This window comes from Candidatus Bathyarchaeota archaeon, assembly GCA_026014725.1.
Lineage (GTDB): Archaea > Thermoproteota > Bathyarchaeia > Bathyarchaeales > Bathycorpusculaceae > Bathycorpusculum.
In genome coordinates this window covers 279,055-300,072 of the sequence record JAOZHV010000022.1, presented here as the reverse complement: position 1 = coordinate 300,072, position 21,018 = coordinate 279,055, and the positions used below count along the sequence as shown (strand labels likewise).

Genomic DNA, 21,018 nt, shown 5'->3' with positions numbered 1-21,018 from the left:
AAGCTGCGTTCTGAGGTATCGGTGGCTGGCTTAGCCCCGTCAATTTTCGGGGCCGTCAGCCTCGGCGGGTGAGCTGTTACGCTTTCTTTGAAGGATGGCTGCTTCTGAGCCTACCTCCCCGCTGTCTGAGGCTGACGACGCCCTTTGGTTTGACATTTAGCCAGCACTTGGGGACCTTAACCTCAGTCTGGGTTGTCCCCCTCTCGGTCCAGGAGCTTACCCCCTGTAACCCGCTTCCCGAGGTCTTTGGTGCGGGTGGATTCGTAGTTTGAAAGGAAAGTGGACCCTTTCGGATCCTTGTTTTCCAATCAGTGCTCTACCCCACCAGCAGCCTCGCTCGGGACTGGGCTCAGGCCCACTTCGGAAGGAACTAGCTATCACCAGACTAGATTGGTCTTTAGCCCCTAGCCCCAGGTCTGAGGAACAAATTGCACGTTAGAACCCCTGCGAGCCTCCACTAGGCTTTCGCCTAGCTTCGCCCTGCCCAAGGCTAGATCGTCTGGTTTCTAGTATGTATAGTTATGACTTCGGGCCTTTTCAGACCCTGCGCCTGGCTCTTGCGGAGTTGCGCGCTTGTTGGTTTCCCTATGCTTACGGGCTTGTTACCCTTAGGCTTGCCATAACTATAAACTCCCCGGCCCGTGTTTCTAGACGGAACGTGCAACCCTGATCCGCCTTCCTTGTAATGCCGCTTCACAGCGGCTTCCTTTGGATGGTTTCGATTCTTCCGGGCTGCACACGTCTGTAACTGTCTGGTTTCAGGCACTTTTCACCCCCATTCCGGGGTACTTTTCAGTTTTCCGTCACCGTACTAGTGCGCTATCGGTCTTGAGATGTATTTAGTCTTGGAAGTTGGTGACTCCCAACTTTCCGCGCCAAAACCATGGTGCGGTAGTCTGGGACTCTAGCTCAGCTCTTTCTGATTTACGTTTACGGGGCTGTCACCCTCTTTGGCGGGCCATTTCAGGCCACTTCAGCTTGGTCAGTGAAGAGGAAGCCAGGCCCATAACCCTACATCTCCCACAAGTTTCCCTGTGGGATTCGGTTTGGACTGTTCCCATTTCGCTCGCTGCTACTAAGGGAATCCCGTTTGGTTTCTTTTCCTCCCTCTACTAAGATGCTTCCGTTCGGGGGGTTCCCGCTCCGTAAAGGAGCAACAAACTCCGAAGAGTTTGATGAGAAGTCTCATTCAGGTATCCTCGGTTCTAAGGCTGCTTGCGCTTACCCGAGGCGGTATCGCGGCTTGCCGCGCCCTTCTTCGGCTCTCAAGCCGAGCCATCCTCCAGACAGCGTGGCATGTTTCGGGCCAATGGCAGTATCTGTTTGGCGTTTGGTGAAACGCGTGTTTGTGTGTGTTGTGGCGTCGTTGTTGTATTTGGCCTATGCATGGTGTCATTTTGAGCGGTTGCCCATCGACCTCTTCACTCCTCATCGTGTTATGGTGGGGAGTTGCATCTCCTTTTTTGATGGTATAACCCATATATTGCTGAACTGCATTAGAAGCGAGTTTCGCTAATATAAGCATTACGTTGAATGTTATTAATGTTTGTTGGCGTGTTCTGTTGCGCTTGGCGTCTGCTTCCTTTGCATTCTTGGCTCATGCATTTTGGGTTTAATGCAGAGCCGCATGTGATAGGGAAACTTATCCTACGTTCCCCCATCATATAAAATTGTCGTTACATATGGAACATTGAATAAGCGATTTGTACCGTTTGAAACTAAACTAATGGTTTCAAAAAGTAAGCTTGAGTAATTGGCAATCCTTTAAGAGGTAATCCTTGTGGATGGGGAGTTTTTCATACAAATCAGTTGTCGTTAAGACAACAGCAACTTTTTCCTCACGACAAATTTTTTCAAGCAAACCCAAGAGCAAGGTTGAGTTTTCATCATCCAAACTTGACGTGGGCTCATCAGCCAAAAGCACCCGTGGTCGATTAACCAGCGCACGCATAACAGCCACACGCTGCTTCTCCCCGCCACTTAAACTTTCAGGAAAACGCTCAGCTAAACCCACCAAATCGAAGAAACGCAAAAGCTCAAATACTCTCTCACGCCGCGCAGATTTCTTAACGCCTGCCAGTGCCATGGGCAACTCAACATTCTCAACCACAGTCAAAGAAGGCAATAGGTTGAAAAACTGGAAAACTAAACCGAGCTGTCGTAATCGAAGACTTGCCTTCTCATCCTCCCCAAGTGCATTGATGTTTTTTCCAAACAGCCTAATCGTGCCATCGCTGGGCAATTCTAGAAGTCCCATTAGTTTAAAGAGACTGGTTTTTCCAACACCTGATTTTCCACGAATTGAAATAAATTCGCCCTGATTAACAGTTAAGTTAACATTCTTCAACACTGTTGCTGAACCAAAAATTTTAGAAACATTAACCAGTTCGATAATTTTGTTTTCACTTTGCATATAGATTCACCATACCATTAGCGTATGCATTATTGAGAGTCACCAGTTTTCTGGTCCAATTCTCCTGCAGAGTCAAGACGTTTCCACCATAGGCCACATAACCATTAGTTACCATTTCAGGATAAACAAACAACAGTTCAGGCGTAGAACCGTTTCCATCGAGGTAGTTCAGTCCACCATAAACATCGACTTTTACACCAAAGTAACCACTAAGCAGATAGGAAACTTTAACGTCGCCAGCAACACTTTGGTTAGCTGTGTTAGCAACAATCAACGCTGCCGCCGCAGGCTCTGGTGCATGGTAGAGCCAGAAATACCCCATGTACCGCTCCTGTAGAGAAACCGAGGCAAATATGCTATAGCAATTCACTAAAATCACAGCCAGAAAGGCTGTGACTACGCCAACGGTCAGAAAGCGATTTGCATGCCACTTCTTGCTATCAACATATAATTTGTGGAAAGCCAGCCCAATGAGGATAAGTAGAGGAAGTATCAGGAAATTCAGGGTATGTAACGTAAGTGTTAAGCCGATGGGTGAACCGATAAAAATCGCGTAACCTTCCAGTGCGATGATGGGAGAGAGCCAAAAAAGAGGAAACAAAAGTCGGCTAGGTCGCTCATATAACCCGCCAAAACTAAGCATCATAATTGGCAGAACCACTAAGAACGGAATAGTATAAATCACATAGTGAATGGGCAAAATCGGAGCCCCAGAAATCAAAGATTTCCGAGTTAACAAAAGAACGCAAAAACAAGCAAGAACAAAGGTTACCACGCTGCCAATAACCATTTGTCTATGCGAAGGAAAGCCTGTTTTTGAGGTAAAAAACAAAATTCCCGCTAAAACAACAAGCTGATAAGCACAAACCGTAAGCAAGTCACTAGCAGACAGAGAAGTTACAAACCCCGCATACGCGTAAAACCAAAAATACATTGCCGTCACGACGAGAATGATGCCGAGCAAGCTGACAGTTGATTTAACGGTGTATTTGGATTTGCCGTCTTTGTTGTAGAATAATGCAATCGTTAAAGTGACTAAAACACCAATCGTTATAAGCGTAGCCAAATGGTGAGACAACACCAAAACCACCGAAGCTACGGAAAAAAGTAAGGTTCTCTTCCAAGAAGGCGCAAGAAGAAAAATCAGCAAAACACATACATAAAGGGGATTGGCAAAGGTTTCTTTTGTAACCCCCGCAGTATACAAAGCGTAAGGGTAAGCCGTCGCCAAAAGCGCCGTTGAAATTAACGCTATTTTTGTGCTTTCCGTAATCCTACGTACGAGAACGTAAAACAATGGAATAGTTAGCGCAGCCACCAAAGGAATGCCAATCGCCATAGAATCAACAACGGAGAGACCCGTAACCAAAGAAAAAACAGCACCGAAAAGACTGATAGCAGGCCAATAGTTATTGTAACCATCAAACACCGAATTATCACCCAAGGATACAGGCGTATATCGCAGTAGCGACTCGGCGTTCCTAATCGAGCCCCACCCATCAGTTGAGAAAGGTAAACCGCTAAGCAGAGCAGGATAAAGTCTAACTACAACAGCGACAGCACAAACTAAAATTAAAATGTAAAAATATTTTCTCAATGCAAATCTGAACTGAAAATACCTATGACGGCAAGAGACAAAACAAGAATAAAATTCAGCACTACAATAAGCGGGTCAAAACTGAAAACAACACAATGCGATAAAACTTGCAAGTAACCAAACTTCTGAAGCAACGACAAAGTTAAACCTGTTATGACTAGTCCTAATCCAGAAGCAAGAAGCGATAAAGGCAAAAGCTTACAAACAAAATCAAACTTGATGTTTTTTCTGGATGTACCCAGTGACCTCAAGGTTACAATATCCTCTTTATGTTGCTGCATTAAGGTTTGAGAAGCAACAGTTATGGTAAAAGCTGAGAACAAGAAAATCATAACAGAAAGAACTATGAGAGTTTGTTCAGTAATCCCATATCTATCAAGGTAACTTTTCATAAGAGTTTGCGTGTTACCCACGCCAATCTGCCCAATTTGGAAGTTTATTGCTGACCAAGGAATCATCTCTCCATACTTTGTTGTCTGACTAGTTGCAGGTTGAGATGGTGAAGATTGAGCTGAAGAAGCATTCCTTGCCAGTTCTTGATAAATATCATTTGAACTAACTAAAGTAGGGTTCACCTTTACCCGTAGCATACTAACATGGTTATAGCTCGTCCCCCTGAGCCATTGACCAACATTTAGCAACACAAGCGCCTCGTCATCCATGCTTGAATGCGACAAGTAAACGCCAGCGACTTGCAGTTCCAAATAGCGGTCAGCTAAAACCCCTAAGACAAGCAGTTTATCGTTAACCTTAACATTTAGACGAGCATCAAGGTTTTTCCCTATTATCAAGGAGTTTATGTTAGTTTGATTGAGATTTCCACCCTCAATAATAGTCAGAGTATTTAGTTTCTCGAATTCCTCAAGCACTATGCCTCTAACGAAAAAGGCTTGATTATTTACTATGCATGGAGTGATAACTTCTGGACTGCAGGCTAAAACACCGTCCACTGTGCTTACTTGACTGGTTAAGTATGCAGGAATGATGCCGGTAAAAGGTGTCTTGCTTTGCAGGTTATAAACTGCAATTATATTCTCGTCTTCGCCTAAGTAAGCGTTGAAACTCCTGTAAAAGGCTAAGAAGCTCAGTGCAGTAACAGAGAACAGAGCTGAAGATAGAGCCAAAATCAAAGTTAAAGCGAAGAGAGGCCTAAAACGCAGATACCTAAAGTAAAAAAGTTTACTCATAAGACCACCTTAAAATTTTCTTTGCACAGTCTTAACGTTGGGTAAACACAACCTAATGCAGAAAAAAGAAGTGACAGTGCTAATATTTGCCCAAACTGCGCCAATTCAAGAAAAGGAACTACTGGAATGTTTTGCCAAACTCTAAGAACTGATGAGACAACCTGTGTGCCAACAATTCCAAGTGCTATGCCTAAAACTGAACCAGCCACAGCCGCCAACACGTTGTAAGTGAAGATTACGCTTGAAACTTTCAGTCGCTTGGCACCTATAGCTCTTAACATAGTCAACTCGTATCCTGATTCAACAATTAATCTTGTTGAGACAACATAGGAAGCAGCCGCAACTAAGACAAAAACAGTTATAGACCATACGGTTAGGAAATTGAGCGTTTCACCTGTTGACTGCTCCAAAAACAAACCTGTCTGCTGAACCTTGACGACCTTGCCATCGGTTGGTAGCGAGCCTGAGATTTGGCTCAGTGCTTGTTGCCTGTCAATGTTCTCTTTAAAACTAAATTCTATAAAGGATAAAACCCTATTGCCAGTCAGGTAGTCAGCTGTTTCTATTGGAACGATAAGTTCACTATCCAACTGCGTCTGAGCCCTCGTCACACCGACAATTTGAATGTAAAGACTAACGTTGCCAACGGATACGGTGACATAGTCATTCTTGCCTATCGAAGCAATATTGGCTAAAAGCATACCTACATTGGCTTCATCCATATTCTTAGCTGTGGTGCCGTTAACACTTACTGACTGCGTTTTCAAATAGGCAGTAAGATTTTCCACACCTCGTATAGTAACCGTAAAGTTACTCAGGTCAGTCTGCAATTTTGCTCGGAAGATTTTTTGGGCAAAAAAATTCTCAACAATTTCAAAAGATAAGGCGCCCTCTGTTTCACGGCTAATGCAACTGTCGCTTAAAGATGCACGGTTTTCGCTTAAAACTAAATATCTGTTGCCGACTCTGGCAAGCTGCCCTATTGCCGACGTTTGGGAACCTATGAAATTCACGACAGCATACATGGAAGCCACAATAGCTACTAGAAGCGTTAACGCAAGAACTGTAGCCGCCGTGCTTTTTTTGCGAAAAAACAGTTTAAAGCTTAAAAATACAAAAGACAAGAAGGTTAAACTATGCTTTAATCGAGTAGAGCCCTTTGATTTTCTTCGACATGATTACAGTTTCATGGGTTGGTTATTTAGAATATGGTTGTCTTGGGTCTATTTTCTGCCCAAAGAAAACGCTGAATAGCAACGCCGTACCGTTGCCACAACTAACGAATCATTTATGAGCCCAAGCAGCAACAATTTTAATCACTATATGAAAACTATAACGCCTTAAACTGTTACTCACTAAATTGTAGGCAATCAAAACTTTTGCTTTTAGGAAGGCTTTGTACATTTTTGGCAATTTTAGTTTGCCAGGGAAGTTTTTATCGAATTCTTAAGTTCACAAATGACCCATTCTTGTTCAGGTTTTGACATGGAATGGCACATAGGCAGCGCTAATAAGTTTTCATAGAGGTCTTTTGATCTTTGCAATCGCCCAATTCTTTTTGCTTCACGGAAGGCAGGTTGCAAGTGCAGCGCGTAAGTTCCTATTCGTGTCTCAATTCGTTTCTTTTTCAGTTCAGTCATAATTTTATTTCTTAACCCTTTTTTGACGATATATGGCGCATATGTTTGGTAAACATGCTGTGCTTTTTCATCTTTACGTGGTACCCTGATTGAACTGTATCCAGCAAGTAGCTTGTTGTAGTAATCAGCCAATTCTATTCTCTTCTGTATTATGGCATCTATCTTCTTCATTTGCTCTACACCTATAGCTGCTAAAACATCGCTTAATTTCGAGTTAGTCCCACAATTAGTGAACATGGTTTTTCCTGCCTTTGTCATTTCCATGCCAAAAGCCTTGAGCTTCTGAAGATCCTTTGCAAAGGAAGGATTGTCGGTAACAACCATACCGCCTTCTCCTGTGGTGATTATTTTCCGTGGGTGAAAGCTGAAGCAGGTTATATCAGCCATTGTACCTGTTTTGTTTCCGTCATACGCAGCACCTAGACTACATGCAGCATCCTCTACGATAAACAAGTTATGCTTCTCTTTTAATTCGGTCAACGGCTTCATATTTAACGGATTTCCTCCCCATGAGACTGGCATTATACAACGTGTTTTTTCGGTGATAGCTTTCTCTACTTCAGCAGGGTCAATATTATATGAGGATAGGTCGACATCAACCAAGACTGGGTTGGCACCCACCCATCTGACCATGTTGCCAGTTGCGGGATGAGTAAAGTCAGGTACTATTACTTCGTCGCCTGGTCCTATTCTCAAAGTTCGTAAAGCTAATTCGATAGCCGTAGTACACGAAGTTGTCGCTACTGCGAATTTGGCTCCGCAAAAATTTTTTACTTTTTCTTCAAATTCTTTTGTTTGCTGTCCTTCTGTAAGCCAACCAGAACGTAACACTTTGAGTATATTATCGACTTCTTCTATACCGATTACTGGCTGAATTATTTTTAGTTCAGTTGCAACGTTGTTTAAAGAAGATTCATTCATGCCCATTCCTAGTTTTTCGCTATTTACAATAAGTCTTTATTGGCAAGAAAAAAGGAGCTGTTCTTCAATAGAGTTAGGATGGATTGATTTATACCAATCTATTGTTTTCTGGATACCGACTTCAAAGTTCGTTTTCGGTGAATACCCAATCAATTGTTTAGCTAAAGAAATGTCGCCTACCAGACGGCGAACGTCGCCAGGTCTCGGGTCTGTGTATATGACATCGCCTGAGTAATCCATTAACTTCATAATTAGAAAAATTAACTCCTTAATGCTAATCTCTCCACCACTAGCAGCATTAATCACTTTTCCACGTGTCAAATTGGTTTGGTAAACCCCTATCAATGCATCCGCAATATCATCTACATAAGTGTAATCTCTTGTTTGAGAGCCATCACCCTCAATTATTGGCGGCTTGCCTGAAGCTATCCTGCAAATAGTTTTGGGGATTACGCCAGCGTAACTGTACTCATTTTGCCTTGGACCATAGGAATTGAATGGTCGAGTTATTGCTATATCTAAACCGAATGTCTTGTGATAAGAGAGAGCGATGTGGTCACAGGCGAGTTTGCTGGCCGCATAGGGCGTATGCGGATATGTAGGGTGGTTTTCGCTCATTGGGGTGTAAATTGCAGACCCATAAGCTTCGGATGAAGAACAATGAATCAAGGTTTTATATTTTCCTCTGTAGAGGAGCTCGCATACTGTTGAAGTTATGAGAATGTTAATGTCATTCGTTTCTTTTGGTTTTTGGAGCGAAGCAGGTAAAGGAACTACAGCTAGATTAAACGTTACGTCAACATTTTCTTTATCATACAATCTCGCCATTGCCTTATAGTTAGAAGCATCCATCTTGAATATACTAAAATTTCTCAGCCCTCTTAATTTCTCAATGTTTCTTTCTTTTCCCAGCGAAAAATCATCAATAACAATCAATTTTGAAGGGTTAAATTGGGCAATCTTGTCACAGAGGTGGCTTCCAATAAAACCTGCGCCACCAGTGACTACAACGGTTTTATCTGTGAGTTCCAAAAAGTTAATCCTACGATTTTCTGACGAAGGCGATTATGCTTTTCTCCCAGTTACAAGCGCATAGCAGGAGCAGATTCTAAGGCGTACTGCATTGTTTCTTCGCAACTTAAACCTTGCAAGCGTGCTTTTGCCATTGCTTCACCTACCTTGAGCCCTGCAATATGTAAATCAATTAATGGCTTTGGTCCCAAATAATCAACTGTCGCACTCATATGACCTACCTTAGCTATCTTCCGAGGGCGATGAGGAATTGAAGCCAACTCTACGGCATTAGCATCAATGTAACCTGCAACGTGAACAATAGAAATACTCGGGTTAACCTGCAACAGTCTTTTGAAACTTAACTGACCGCACTCCCCAAGAAGCATTTCACGCGAGGCAGACTCCACAAAAACTAAGAGGTCACTTTTAGCGATATCTTGCAAAACCCAATCATCATCAAATCTGTCGCCTTTATTCGCTTGGACGTTGGTTACATTTGCACCTAGTTGTTTAAACGATTTGATGGTACTTTCGCCAAATGCCCCACTGCCTACGACTATAACGTTTGAGTGGTTGACTTCTATCTCTAATTCAAAGGCGAGTTTAACTGCCAAAGGACCAACATAGTTGAAGGTATCTAGTTCAGGCACATGTTCATTTGTGCCCATAACAGGAATTCCTCTTCGCTTGCATTCAACTATGTCCAAGTCTTCCTCACGAAATTCCCAAGATTCCCACATAAGAGGTATAACAACGGTCTCTTTCAGCCGAGAAATAAATTGCTTATCAATCGGCCGTACGAAACCAAGGTTCGTAACGATATCTGCCTGACCAATCGTTTCATCATTTCGTGAAAGCAAGATTTCGATTTTTTGACCGATATTGCATTTCTTAGCTAACGATAAAACGGTTTCTGTAACGTTTTTAACGCTGCCGAATTCAGAGTCTTTAGTCAATGCAAAGACCCTTTCCGCCCCAGCCAACGCTGCTATTATGGGCGTTAATGCAAAGTACCCAGTTGCAGCTTCTGTCAATACTTTCAAACCGACAAGGTTGAGATTGAATTTTTTTAAGTCTTCTTGGATTATGCGAAAAATTCGCAACTCGTTCAATTAAAATTATCCATTTAAATAGAGTTAGTATTGTGAAATTGGTTGTTCTGAGGTTTAGACAAAAAGCTGCTTTGCAATTTTATATCAGGCGTTTCAAGAATTTTGCCGTTTTCCGAGATGAAAATTTCGTCCCAATACCTAATCATCTTTACGCCCCATTGGGTTGGCTTAATGCTGAAGGGTTCACCTAACGCCAACTTGATAGCGAGATAGGGCATGTTAACCCCGGCGTTGACTGCTGCAATTATCGAACCGGGAATTCGGGGGTTAATCTCTAAAATCTTGATTTCATCCTTGTTTGAATATTTAAACGAGATATTTATGACATATGAAAGATGTAAGGCCTTGACTATACGATCAGATAACTCAATTATTTTGTCGTTCTTTTCTGCACGACTTACCATTGATAGCCCCCAAAACATTTTTTCATTTTTCCTAGGAATTATGGAAAAGCTCCTGCCATCTAACGATAAAACGTCAACATCATACTCTGCTCCAGGCAGGAATTCAACAACAAGAAGAGGGGGAAAAGGATTTGCTTTCTTTAATACTAATGATACCTCTTCTAATGCGGCTACTGAGGAGTCAGGGGATCTTGCAAGCACCTTAACAATGTTTGAGGATTCTGAGTCCAGTATTTTTAGACCTCTTGCTCCTGTGCCGACAGGAGGTTTAAGGCATACTTTTTTAGAAGGATACCCTAATTTTTCTACGGCATCTAAGAAACTATTGAAATCTTTTACTAAGAAGTGTTTAGGCACACAATTAATTCCTTGTTTTTGAAGGTGCTGATACAATAGTGCCTTATTATTAGCAATCCGCAGACCAACCATATCAGATACTAATACGGAAACACCAAGTTGCTTAAAGTATTCTTTTGCCTCAGAAAACATCTCCAACTCTGCCGTCGGCACTGGACAAATTATGTTAACTTTTTCACTTTCAACAATCTCAAAAATTGAAAGCATAAAGTTTGGAGATTCTCTATTTGGAACAAGATAGAATTTGTCTATGAAATAGCGGCTCGCAATGTTTGGATCTGTGTCGACGCCAACTATCTTGATCTTTCTTTCACCGTTAGCCTTTAAACCTTTTATGACTCCATAAACGCCTGGAGCGCCAACCCCTGTGATTAAGACAGACAAATCCTTCAATTAACCCGCTTACCTACTAATTGTTGTGTTTATGAACAATTAGTTTTTCAGGGTGCATGATTTTTTTGGCTAAGATACAGAATAACCCGATATGCAGTAGTGTCAGTTGAACATAGACTATTTAGGACTGAAGACAACTCTTCCTTTTTTTCCTCTGATACTTCATGCTTTTGCAGGAACCCACCGAACACTAAGCTTGGATACATCGAGATACCGTAAGTCTGCTGTATTCTGAAGCCTTCTTGTTCAAGAAGTTTTTCAATTTGTCCACATTTTAATATTGCATATCTATCTTTCAAATTTTCTGCACTTTTTCCCCTTGTGGCTGTTTTTGCTACACGAATAAACTCTTCTATATCGCCAATAACCAAGGAGTACAGTAGCGCTTGGTCAAATGTCGCCTCGCCATTAACAAAATGGCCACCCCGTTTAAGCAAACGACCGATAATGTTTAATGCACTCGGAATATCCTTAAGCAAGTGTAATAGACCGATAGCGAAAATCCAATCAAATAAGTAAGGATTGAAAGAAAGAGTATAAATATCATCACAAACTAGCAAAACCTTGTTTTTTTCTTTTTCAGATAACCTATTCTGTATCCTTTCTAAATTGTCTAAACTAATATCAACTGCTACTACATGCTCAAACCCTTTTTCTAACAAATAGGGGATAAACCGCCCATCACCACACCCCAAGTCCATCACAAATTTTAGATCTTTTTCAGCAAAATTTTTGAGCATATAATCGAAATGACGCATATAAATAGGAGTCTCTTGACCTAAAGTTGTGTATTTTTGCGCAACCCGCGAAACGAAGTTTATGCTATTAAAGACGTTAATTTCAGGATTGATGGCAATTGACTTATTCAACCATATGCCATCTACACAGATGTATTTTTTAGGTAAGAACAAAGCAGTCTTCCAATTACTCATGCTCTGCCGTCTTGCCTCTTTCCAAAAATTGATTTAGTTACGTTGATAACGCGTTTTTGCTCTTCTTCAGTTAACAGAGGATAAATTGGTAATGAAACAACATGGCGAATTGCATATTCGGTATTACTACAATATTGGTCATGAAATGGCTTGAATGAATGTAACGCTTTTTTCACTGGTGAGCGCACAATGATACCCTCGTCTGCATACATTTTGAAAACTTGCTCTAAACTTAGTGATGACCCGATTTTTATGCAGTAACGGAATACTGAAGAGCAACGCTCAGCTGTTTTATAAGATGGTAAAGTTACCTCAAGGTCGCTTAGTTCGCGGGCATAAGTGTCTGCGATTTCTTTTCTTTTTTGAAGAAAACTATCTATGTTTGATAGTTGCGATATCCCTAAAGCTGCCGATATATTAGACATATGGAATGTTAAAGTGTACTCTTGAGCATCGAAATTAGGAAACAAGAACGAATGCAGTTTATCACAGATTGTTTTGTTTGAAGTTAATAGCATTCCTCCCTCGCCGCATGTCAACATTTTTAAAGCGTGAAATGAAAAAACAGAGATAATGCCAAAAGACCCCACTTTTTTATTTTCATATTCAGCACCTATTGAATGCGCGCAATCTTCGATTAATGGAAGGTTTAGGCGAAGAAGTTTGTTAATTTGGGCTGGCATTCCAAAAAGGTGAGGACAGATTATTGCTTTTGTGTTCTTGCTAATTTTAAGTTCGACATCGTCAGGGTCGATGTTAAAATCATCTAAGCAAATATCGGCAAGCTTTGCATCAGCTCCAGCGAACCATACCGCCGAAAGAACATCATCGCAGACGTATGAAGGAATGATAACTTCATCTCCTCTTCCGATACCCAAGACCTTAAGTGCTAGAAAGAGCGCGTTTGTTCCTGAACTTGTGGCAAACGCCCGTCTTACACCTATATAATCGGCGAACCGCTTTTCAAACTCTTCAGTAACATGAGAACAGTTCACTATTCTGCTTTTTAATACTGATACGACTGCGTCAATATCGTTCTCTTGTATGGTTGTCTTTGAATGCTCAATCACTACTTATTACCTCATCTTATCAAAAGCAAAAACAAGGGTGTTTGGAAAGCGTTTCTCATTCTCACCTAAACCTAACAAGGTCGCCCAAACTTCAGTATGATGAACAAATCAGCCCATTTCTTGGAAACGACTTGGTAAGACGCGTTCATAACTATATAATTAAAGGCATTTGACGATTTCTCAATTCTCTCACGTTCATTAGCCAAATAGAGAATAATTTTATCGGCCAAATCTTTGTAATCATCTGGGTCAGAAATTGCCAATCCACATTTTTGGTATACAAATACCTGCTTAATCTGTAAATGTATGTTTGCTGTGACAATTGGCTTTTTCATAGCCATTATTTCTCTAACAACATTTCCAAGCCCTCCGCCCTCAGAGCCAGCTTCGATTGCGATGTAAGCAGCCGCGATATATTTTGGCACTTCTACATGGGAAATTTTTCCTACAAATCTTACCTTTTCAGCAATACCTAATTCATTTGCTAATGAAACTAACTCTTGCTTTAATGGCCCATCGCCTATTAGCCATAGCTCAGCCGAATTGTCATAAGCAATAACTGTAGGCAAAGCTTTCAAGAGACATCTTAACCCTTTGCCCTCAGCTAATCTGCTGATATGAATTAGTATTTTGCCATTCTTGTTTAGAGGCACAGGTTCCACTTGTGGATTGAATTTCTCCGTGTCGACCGGCAATTCTATGTATTTTAACTTTTTTGCCTCGATGTAAAAGTATTTTCCGATTTTTTCTAAAATATCCGGAGAGGAAACAACAGCGGATGCCTTGCACAGAATTGTGGTCGAAAGTCGTTCTTTAAGCCAAATGTAGAAACGCCAATACCTCTGCTTTTGATGTTTAGCTCGAAAGTCAAACCAGTCTGAACCCAGAGCCACAAAGATACATTTAGGCTTTAAAAATAAAATTGGGAAGTACCTTCTGAAATCCTGATAACCCCAAAAAGGAGCGACTACAAAGTCATAATCGCCATTAAAAATTAAGTGGATATAATTTCTAATAAAACAGTTAAAAGTCAGCATTTTCCCCGCGAAATTTTTCCAGCCCCAAGGTAAAGTAAGCACTGTTACTTCGTGACCACTTTCTGTAAACATTTGAGAAAGGTCTTTGAAAAAGAAGCTCGGACCTTCATTCCAGATTGGAGGAAACCATGTTCCTACCAGCAAACAAATTCTGATTAGTAACCTTCTCCAAGTCTATTCTTACTGGTTGACTATGATTTTTATGAACACCGCAGTTTTTGAAGATGTAATCGATTATGTGGGCAAAAGTTTCCTCTTTGACCATGCTAGATGTGTCAATTTGAAGGTTCCTCTGACTCTTTATAAGCTTACATGCATCTCGCTGGGCTACTATATATCGTGTCGGTTCTGAATTACTGCCACGATCAACATACCGTTTCATAAGCACCTCAGTTGGCGAATCCAATATTATCGATATCATATTTTTTTGCACGAATTTCAGCAGAAAAGTGAGAAATCTTGAACATGCTTTGAGCGGCATCAGCCCATGCCGCTGTACATCCAAAAGCACTGCACATTGCGGCATGAGGTAACCGTCCGAAATTACCACGTATCCGCAATAAAGGGGTAGTTGAATTCTGAAAAATAATTTAAGCAGAATGCCTTGAATTTGCAGTCCCCACCAAAGCCAGCGCAAACTGGTGTGATACAGTATGGAATGATCCTTTTTTACGCTCTTGGTTAGATTCCACAATACCTTAGCAAACCCATGATTGCTTGTAATGACATTTGTTGTAACTTTGATTTTCTTTCTCTTTAAAGCTGAAGCAACAATAAGTGCCTGCGTAGATTTACCAGCGCCACACGGCCCCATGAAAGCTATCAAACAAGATGAATTCTTCGTTAGCGAGTTAGAGACTTTCCTCACTATTGTAGTATATAATGCTTAATGGAGTTGTCAAATCCCATTCAGATTCACTTCAAAATGCCAGAGGATCTAATAATCCACCTATGGAAGGCAATATCACAACTACAAGCAACAACACAGTTAACACCCATTTTTTGCGCTCGCGCTGAAATGAATTAGCTATAGTCCAACTTGCAACAACCGTTGCCAAAGCATATCCAGGCAGGTTAAAATATCTAGATATGCTTCCAAAGGCTTGCCCCCAAACATCGAATTGCCCTCGGAGAGTACCAAGAAAAATAAGTATCAGAGAAAGTACTGCAAGCATACTTAACCAATTATTCGTTTCTTGTTGCCTATGAACTGCTTGAAATTGAAGTATTAAGAACGCTGCTGTTGCACCAATAATAAGTGCTGGTCCTAACGCATTTAATGGGTATAAAGTGCCTCTCGGCAAACCTTCGGCAGCAGATATCTGTCCACTCAATGCATCGTTGGCAAGGTCAGACAGATAAGACAGAATTTTTTGTAAATACCCAACAACTGGATATGCCGCGACAGTGTTAAATACATAAGCAAAAAGGAGAACAATAGGTAACGGCGTCATATACCGCAACTTTTGAGGAAGACTAATCACCGCTTGCTTTTTTACTAATTCGGTAGAAAGAAATAGGATAACCAAAGATAGTAAGAAAATAGGTAAAATGCTAACATGAACTAAACCAACTGTCAGAATGATCACATAAATCAAAGCATAAGATTTGTTGTTTATACTCAAACTCATCATAAGCAATAACAGCAGAACGCACAGTCCCATAGTTTGGGGTAGGGGCGTATTGAAATAACCGTAAAGATACGGATTAGCGTAAGTGGCTGTGACTATGCCAAGAAGAATAAAATGATGTTTCAATTTACCAGTGGAATTCCTAAAAAGTAATACCCAAACTAGTAACCAGAACAATACTTGAATAACTACATTTAATACATGAACGGCCTGTAACGAAGTTAATCTTGTGACGCTGGAGATTGATGAAATTAATAAGGTAAAAATTGGGAAAAAATGGTAATAATCATTTTCTAACATGGAACTTGACTGTATACGTCCTTGTTGAAGGATAATTTGAGAGTCAGCCATGTTCATTTTAATGTCGGCGTTACGGAAGTCAACAGGGTTAAGTACTGCAAATATAATCCATGGGAGGACAAGAACGACAAGTAAAATGCAAACATGCGCCTTTTGAGACCATTTAGAAGCATTAAAAGTAGCCTGCTCTTTGACATTGAGTTTGAAAAAGAAAAAGAGGCAGTATAGCAAAGCGAAAAACAGAACAAAAAATTGGTAAGGTGAAACTAACATGGAATTGCTAATTTTGTAGTTTATTTAAGACTGAGATGAATGAGCAAACAGCGGTTTTATTGTTGAACTTCCGCAGAATATGCTCTCTATTCTTAAAACCAAGCTCGTTGGCTTCGTCTATTGGCAAGGACAGAAAGGAACACAGTCCTTCTGCAATTTCTTTATGATCTCCTGGTTGGGTTAATTTTATACCAGAAGAAGCTCCTGAAAGTATCTCGGGCATTCCTCCGATATCAGAGGCTATGACAAGTTTGCCTAAAAGCATAGATTGCACCAAGCTGTAAGGTGCTGGCTCTGGCCATAAAGAAGGAACAACCACTATTGACAACTGCTTCATAAGATTGATAAGTTGAACTTCAGGCAGTCTAGGTAAGAAGTTCATAGTTACGCCGTTATCTAATTGAACACTTACTTGTTCATTAGCAGTCATTGTCAGGTAAGTCTTGACTTCTTTAGAGTAGCACTGAATAGCCCGTAAGGTTTTTAGGAAAATGTTATAACCTTTTATGAAATTCCTTCCACCAAAATACCCAATACCGCTATTTTCAGCTGTTACAATAGGAATATTGGGTATTGGATTATAAATCATGCAGCTTTTTTCCTTTAGACTAGGAACGTTTGATATTACCAAAGACCTTTGAGCGTTACTAACAAAAATTAATACATCACCAAGGAGCCCCATTCGATTATAAAACTGACCAGCGAACTCGTTCATTAGAGATGAAGTTGCGACTGAAGCAGGTGAGCGATTCCTTTCAATAGTCTCGTGTATCACATATGACTTTAAAGAGGATGGCTTAATTTTAAACTCCGCAAAATCGAACATTAAGGAAGTGGAACAAACAATCGAATAATTATGCAGGTGAACTACAACTGGTTTATTATGCCATCTAGCGAAGGGTATAACACTATACCAAAGACACGGAACATAAACAATGTCACATTGACTAATCAACTTATTTATGAAACTGTTAGCGAGCATCCCTATATTGGCTAAAGTGTGATATCTGCTGCCAAACATGAAGTTAATCGGTAATCTATATATCGTTAAGTTACTGTTGATACTCTCTATCGCTGGTTCTTCTGGAAACTGTTTGGTAACTATGGTAACTTTAATACCTTCTTCTGCAAGCAACTTTGAGTAAAGCCAGGTAGCTAATTCGGCTCCGCCGCCATGCGGATAGAATAACTCCGAGAACACGAGTATCTTCAACGAATTCTACACATTAATGACAGTATATTTGATTGCACTTCTTTTACTGAAGAGATACTAGTATCTACTGTAGTTATCTCTCGCCCAGACCATTTTATAACATCCCTGTAAGCCTTTTTATAGTATTCAATTAGTTGCTTTGTCAAAGGTTCATCAGATTTTCTTTGAAGTATGACAGCACTATCTGCCTCGAAGTGGATTAAAAGACTGTTTTTTGGGATCAACTTAACCAACAGCTTGACGGATAAACCTGAAATTATTTTGGGTTCTTTTAGAAAAAATGAAAGCGTAACTATTGTATCAAACAGGTATCTGTCGCAAATCACTATGTACCCTAGAAATAAAGGTAGATATATGCGATAAAATAAAGCAGGCAGCAAACTTAGAAGTTCAAGAATTTTCCAAGGTGTTTTTATTTTTTTGGCTAAATCGCCATAAAAACCATAGTAGCTCATAGCTTGTCCCTTAGGACTATTATAGGTTAAGAGTTTTAAAAGTAAAAATGATAGAGTGTGATGTTGCTTTACACTTGTACGCCAAGTTTTAAGACCCATGTCATTTAAATAAAAGGATACGAGGTCAGCATGCGTGGTTTTTCCTGTTCCATCAGGACCGAAAAAATACAGCATCTTATATTGGTGCTCAATCATTCGAAAGGTTTCTTACATAATCTAGTAGAATATTAATACCCTTGGAAGCAGGTTGCTTCATTATCTGCGGGATAACACTCACGTTTCCTTTCCGATTTATTTCTAAAAGGGCTTTAGATAAATACGCACACGCTATAGCTGGAATAGGGTAAGGATAAGGGACCTTGAGGTTTTTGCAGAGATGGTAAATTAGAGTTTCATCCCTTTTATATTGAAGTAGTGGCTTAACTTCTGACTCAAAAAGTTCACATGCTAAAGAGTATACAAGATCTAAGTAGAGACTAAGATGCATCGAAAAATTTTCTTCAATGGCAATTTTTTTAATAACTGTCAAGTCCCTATTGATCATAGCATTAATTCCAAGGTACAAGCCAGCTATAGAGAGATGGAAATCTTTAAGCAACGAATATGCTGCTTCTCTCACAACCTCATAATCTTCTGACAGTTTGGTGGCTTGATATCCATCACCAAGCTTGATTACGTCATAAGCATTTTTTTGCCATAAACTTTTAACGTTGAATATGTCTAACGAGCCGACAGCTAAACGCTTATGCACATCCAAATCGACATAGTTACATCCATCGACTTTTCGAAGAACAATTTCTGGAGTACCCACTTTAAGTATGAAGTACCCCTCTTTCTTCAACTCGTTGACCAGAAGCTTTAGGTTCACGTTATCTGATAGCAGAATATCTACATCATCAGGGATATAATTAAAAGGGCGGAAAGTTTTAAAAAACATAAAATCGAAATCCAATTTTTCACATATATCAATAAAGGCTTTAGAAGCTTCAATTTGCATTTCTCTGTGCTTCTGGTAGTATTCAATTCGGGCATGAGCTTCGCTAGGCAAGTAAATTTGATTTTTTGAGCAACCATCATAAAATAAAGGAAATACCTTATGGTCCACCGCATATTTAACAGCTGAGTTCACCATATCTACAGAAGCGGGTTCTAATCTCATAGGAAAAAACGGGTTGCCGATCACTACTACAAACTCAGCGATATTCAATTTGCTAATGCACTCTTTTTTTCTTTAACCTTGCGTTTAACTAAGAGGGGGAAGTAGTACAATGAACCTCCACATAACCCCATCAGGATAAGCAAGTTTTCAACTATGATTCGAAGCCGGTTACTCACAGGGTTTATTCTATTACCTTGAAAATTACGTGTGTTGACATCCTCTATGAAATTCCTGCCATGAAGAAATAGGATTCGTATGTGATTTATGCCGAACCTTGGGGCTCGATACAGAGTCTTGCGCCATGATTTGGAAGGAGTATGTATTACTGGAAAGGCATTGGTAAACTGTATTTCGATTCCTGTTTTTCTTGAACGGACAAAAAACTCCGTGTCTTCGCAAATTCGGAATGACTCATCAAACCTCAAATCCCTAAAGATTTCAGCGTCACATACTAAGTTGCAAAGATCTAAATCTGTAGGATTTATTTCTAGTCCTTTTAATATGGCACCTTTTTTAGCAGTTTTAACTATCTCTTCTAACCAAGTATCATATAGGGGTACGGAATCTGACTCGGTAAATACTAAGAATTCCCCTTTTGCTTTCGAGATGGCGTCATTCCAAGCTTCAGGAATGGTATTCTTTGTCGATATTATAAACTCAAAGTCTTTGAACGTTTGATTGGTCAAAGCTTGACGTAACCGCTCTAATTCGCTTTCTTGCTTTGCAATTGAGATTACGCTTATTTTACACACTTAAGCTGGCACTAGCTTGTTCTAAAATTTTGTTGGAAATTTTCGCTGAACGCGGGCATTGACAGCTTTCTCTATTCCCTTTGCCCAAGCTATGCCATCCGCTCCTGCTAATAAAAATATAGGTGCAAAGATGGGCAGTAAAAAGTAAAAAACACGAATTAACAAAGAGGGTTTTGCATAGATCAAAGCTTGATAGATCCCTAATGTTGTCCTTGTTTTGTAAGCTTCTTCTATATTCGCATTTGCAGATTTTTCAGTTGCAACATAAGCCCTTGTGGAAAAATGCGCGCGATAACCAAGTTCCAAAGCTTTAAAAAGTATGTAAGAATCTTCAGCAATACATGGAGGGATGGGGAGCACTTGTTCCAAAACTTCTCGTCGAATAATCATGAGATCTCCGTTTGCAGCTATATGGAATTTTTCTCGTATCGGATCAAGGATTTTATAAAATTTTAACTGAGGACCTTTAGAAACTGATATTCTACAGTAAATGACGTCTTTGCCATCTTTTAATGCTTTGAGGCCTTCCTCAAAATTATAGATTTTGTTGTCAACGTCATTAAAAACAACTACTTCAACGTTTTTTGGGATAAATTGTACTCCGAAATTGATTGCGTCCCATTTGCCTATGGTTTTTCTGTATAGGACATGTGGGTGGTCTACTTTTTCGCCGCAGACTATTAGGAAATGGGCTTTCATATGTTCTAGTTCAAAGATTTTTGCTTTTACGTGTTGTCTGTTTCTTGCACATACAATAAAGAATGGAGTGAGGGGGTTATTTTCAGGTGTTGCTACCAAAAATGAATCATTGCCGCTGAATTAAAATAGAAGCAGGGGAGAGTGATTTTAAAGTGGTAAGTGCAAGAATGATGCAAAATTGGTTGGGTGTCTCTTAAGCTATTACTTCTATGATTTTGAGGGTTACGATAAGGGCGAACGTGAATAGAAGAGGTAGTATGGCTACGTTTAGGTTTTTACTAAGTGAAAAAGCAGAAATTCGTTTTGTCTGGGCGGTTTCTGCGGGTTCAGCCGTGATTACTTCTTTTGTTCCCAGTAGGGTTATGAGTAGCATGGTTGCTAGTATACCTAGTGAGGCTCCGCTGGTTAACATTGCAACTGTTGTCACGGTTGTTGTTACGGTTGAAATCATGGCAGACA

General features: G+C 40.3%; 19 protein-coding genes and 1 rRNA gene. All 20 read right to left on the bottom strand.

Annotated elements, in window-relative coordinates; genetic code table 11:
* A 23S ribosomal RNA gene (locus NWE95_03965) occupies positions 1-1,307 on the bottom strand; the annotation flags it as partial.
* Between the two features lie 425 nt (positions 1,308-1,732).
* Positions 1,733-2,413 carry an ABC transporter ATP-binding protein gene (locus NWE95_03960; protein ID MCW4003052.1) on the bottom strand — a complete coding sequence of 227 codons (681 nt, stop codon included), beginning with the start codon at positions 2,411-2,413 and terminating at the stop codon, positions 1,733-1,735.
* The gene (locus NWE95_03955; GenBank protein ID MCW4003051.1) at positions 2,403-4,010 is read right to left on the bottom strand and encodes a hypothetical protein; all 1,608 of its coding nucleotides are present in this window, start codon (positions 4,008-4,010) and stop codon (positions 2,403-2,405) included. The genes NWE95_03960 and NWE95_03955 overlap by 11 nt, the downstream gene beginning before the upstream one ends.
* On the bottom strand, positions 4,007-5,197 hold the full coding sequence (locus tag NWE95_03950) for a hypothetical protein (GenBank protein MCW4003050.1): 1,191 nt from the start codon (positions 5,195-5,197) through the stop codon (positions 4,007-4,009). The genes NWE95_03955 and NWE95_03950 overlap by 4 nt, the downstream gene beginning before the upstream one ends.
* Entirely contained in the window at positions 5,194-6,321 is a 1,128-nt protein-coding gene (locus NWE95_03945) for an FtsX-like permease family protein (GenBank protein MCW4003049.1), read from the bottom strand. The genes NWE95_03950 and NWE95_03945 overlap by 4 nt, the downstream gene beginning before the upstream one ends.
* A gap of 291 nt (positions 6,322-6,612) precedes the next feature.
* Entirely contained in the window at positions 6,613-7,758 is a 1,146-nt protein-coding gene (locus NWE95_03940; protein MCW4003048.1) for a DegT/DnrJ/EryC1/StrS family aminotransferase, read from the bottom strand.
* 36 nt (positions 7,759-7,794) lie between these two features.
* On the bottom strand, positions 7,795-8,790 hold the full coding sequence (locus NWE95_03935) for a GDP-mannose 4,6-dehydratase (protein ID MCW4003047.1): 996 nt from the start codon (positions 8,788-8,790) through the stop codon (positions 7,795-7,797).
* A 50-nt stretch (positions 8,791-8,840) separates the two neighbouring features.
* A complete protein-coding gene (locus tag NWE95_03930) occupies positions 8,841-9,884 on the bottom strand; it encodes a hypothetical protein (protein ID MCW4003046.1) in 1,044 nt (347 codons plus the stop codon).
* Positions 9,885-9,898: 14 nt separating this feature from the next.
* Complete coding sequence (locus tag NWE95_03925) at positions 9,899-11,038, bottom strand: ATP-grasp domain-containing protein (GenBank protein ID MCW4003045.1); 1,140 nt, start codon at positions 11,036-11,038, stop codon at positions 9,899-9,901.
* A gap of 47 nt (positions 11,039-11,085) precedes the next feature.
* Positions 11,086-11,970 carry a class I SAM-dependent methyltransferase gene (locus tag NWE95_03920; protein ID MCW4003044.1) on the bottom strand — a complete coding sequence of 295 codons (885 nt, stop codon included), beginning with the start codon at positions 11,968-11,970 and terminating at the stop codon, positions 11,086-11,088.
* Positions 11,967-13,040, bottom strand: a complete 1,074-nt coding sequence (locus tag NWE95_03915) for a DegT/DnrJ/EryC1/StrS family aminotransferase (protein MCW4003043.1) — start codon at positions 13,038-13,040, stop codon at positions 11,967-11,969. The genes NWE95_03920 and NWE95_03915 overlap by 4 nt, the downstream gene beginning before the upstream one ends.
* Before the next feature lie 71 nt (positions 13,041-13,111).
* Positions 13,112-14,221 carry a glycosyltransferase family 4 protein gene (locus NWE95_03910; GenBank protein MCW4003042.1) on the bottom strand — a complete coding sequence of 370 codons (1,110 nt, stop codon included), beginning with the start codon at positions 14,219-14,221 and terminating at the stop codon, positions 13,112-13,114.
* Positions 14,184-14,891, bottom strand: a complete 708-nt coding sequence (locus NWE95_03905) for a hypothetical protein (GenBank protein ID MCW4003041.1) — start codon at positions 14,889-14,891, stop codon at positions 14,184-14,186. Before NWE95_03905 ends, NWE95_03910 begins: the two co-directional genes overlap by 38 nt.
* A gap of 106 nt (positions 14,892-14,997) precedes the next feature.
* Positions 14,998-16,281, bottom strand: coding sequence for a hypothetical protein (locus NWE95_03900; GenBank protein ID MCW4003040.1), 1,284 nt, complete (start codon positions 16,279-16,281; stop codon positions 14,998-15,000).
* Between the two features lie 7 nt (positions 16,282-16,288).
* A complete protein-coding gene (locus NWE95_03895; GenBank protein MCW4003039.1) occupies positions 16,289-17,494 on the bottom strand; it encodes a glycosyltransferase family 4 protein in 1,206 nt (401 codons plus the stop codon).
* Positions 17,491-18,144, bottom strand: a complete 654-nt coding sequence (locus NWE95_03890; GenBank protein MCW4003038.1) for a hypothetical protein — start codon at positions 18,142-18,144, stop codon at positions 17,491-17,493. The genes NWE95_03895 and NWE95_03890 overlap by 4 nt, the downstream gene beginning before the upstream one ends.
* Positions 18,137-19,156, bottom strand: coding sequence for a hypothetical protein (locus NWE95_03885; protein ID MCW4003037.1), 1,020 nt, complete (start codon positions 19,154-19,156; stop codon positions 18,137-18,139). Before NWE95_03885 ends, NWE95_03890 begins: the two co-directional genes overlap by 8 nt.
* Positions 19,153-19,794: a glycosyltransferase gene (locus tag NWE95_03880; protein MCW4003036.1), complete on the bottom strand. Its 642-nt coding sequence runs from the start codon at positions 19,792-19,794 to the stop codon at positions 19,153-19,155. The genes NWE95_03885 and NWE95_03880 overlap by 4 nt, the downstream gene beginning before the upstream one ends.
* An 87-nt stretch (positions 19,795-19,881) precedes the next feature.
* Positions 19,882-20,658 carry a hypothetical protein gene (locus tag NWE95_03875; GenBank protein ID MCW4003035.1) on the bottom strand — a complete coding sequence of 259 codons (777 nt, stop codon included), beginning with the start codon at positions 20,656-20,658 and terminating at the stop codon, positions 19,882-19,884.
* A gap of 94 nt (positions 20,659-20,752) precedes the next feature.
* Positions 20,753-21,010, bottom strand: coding sequence for a hypothetical protein (locus NWE95_03870; protein MCW4003034.1), 258 nt, complete (start codon positions 21,008-21,010; stop codon positions 20,753-20,755).
* Between the last annotated feature and the right edge of the window lie 8 nt (positions 21,011-21,018).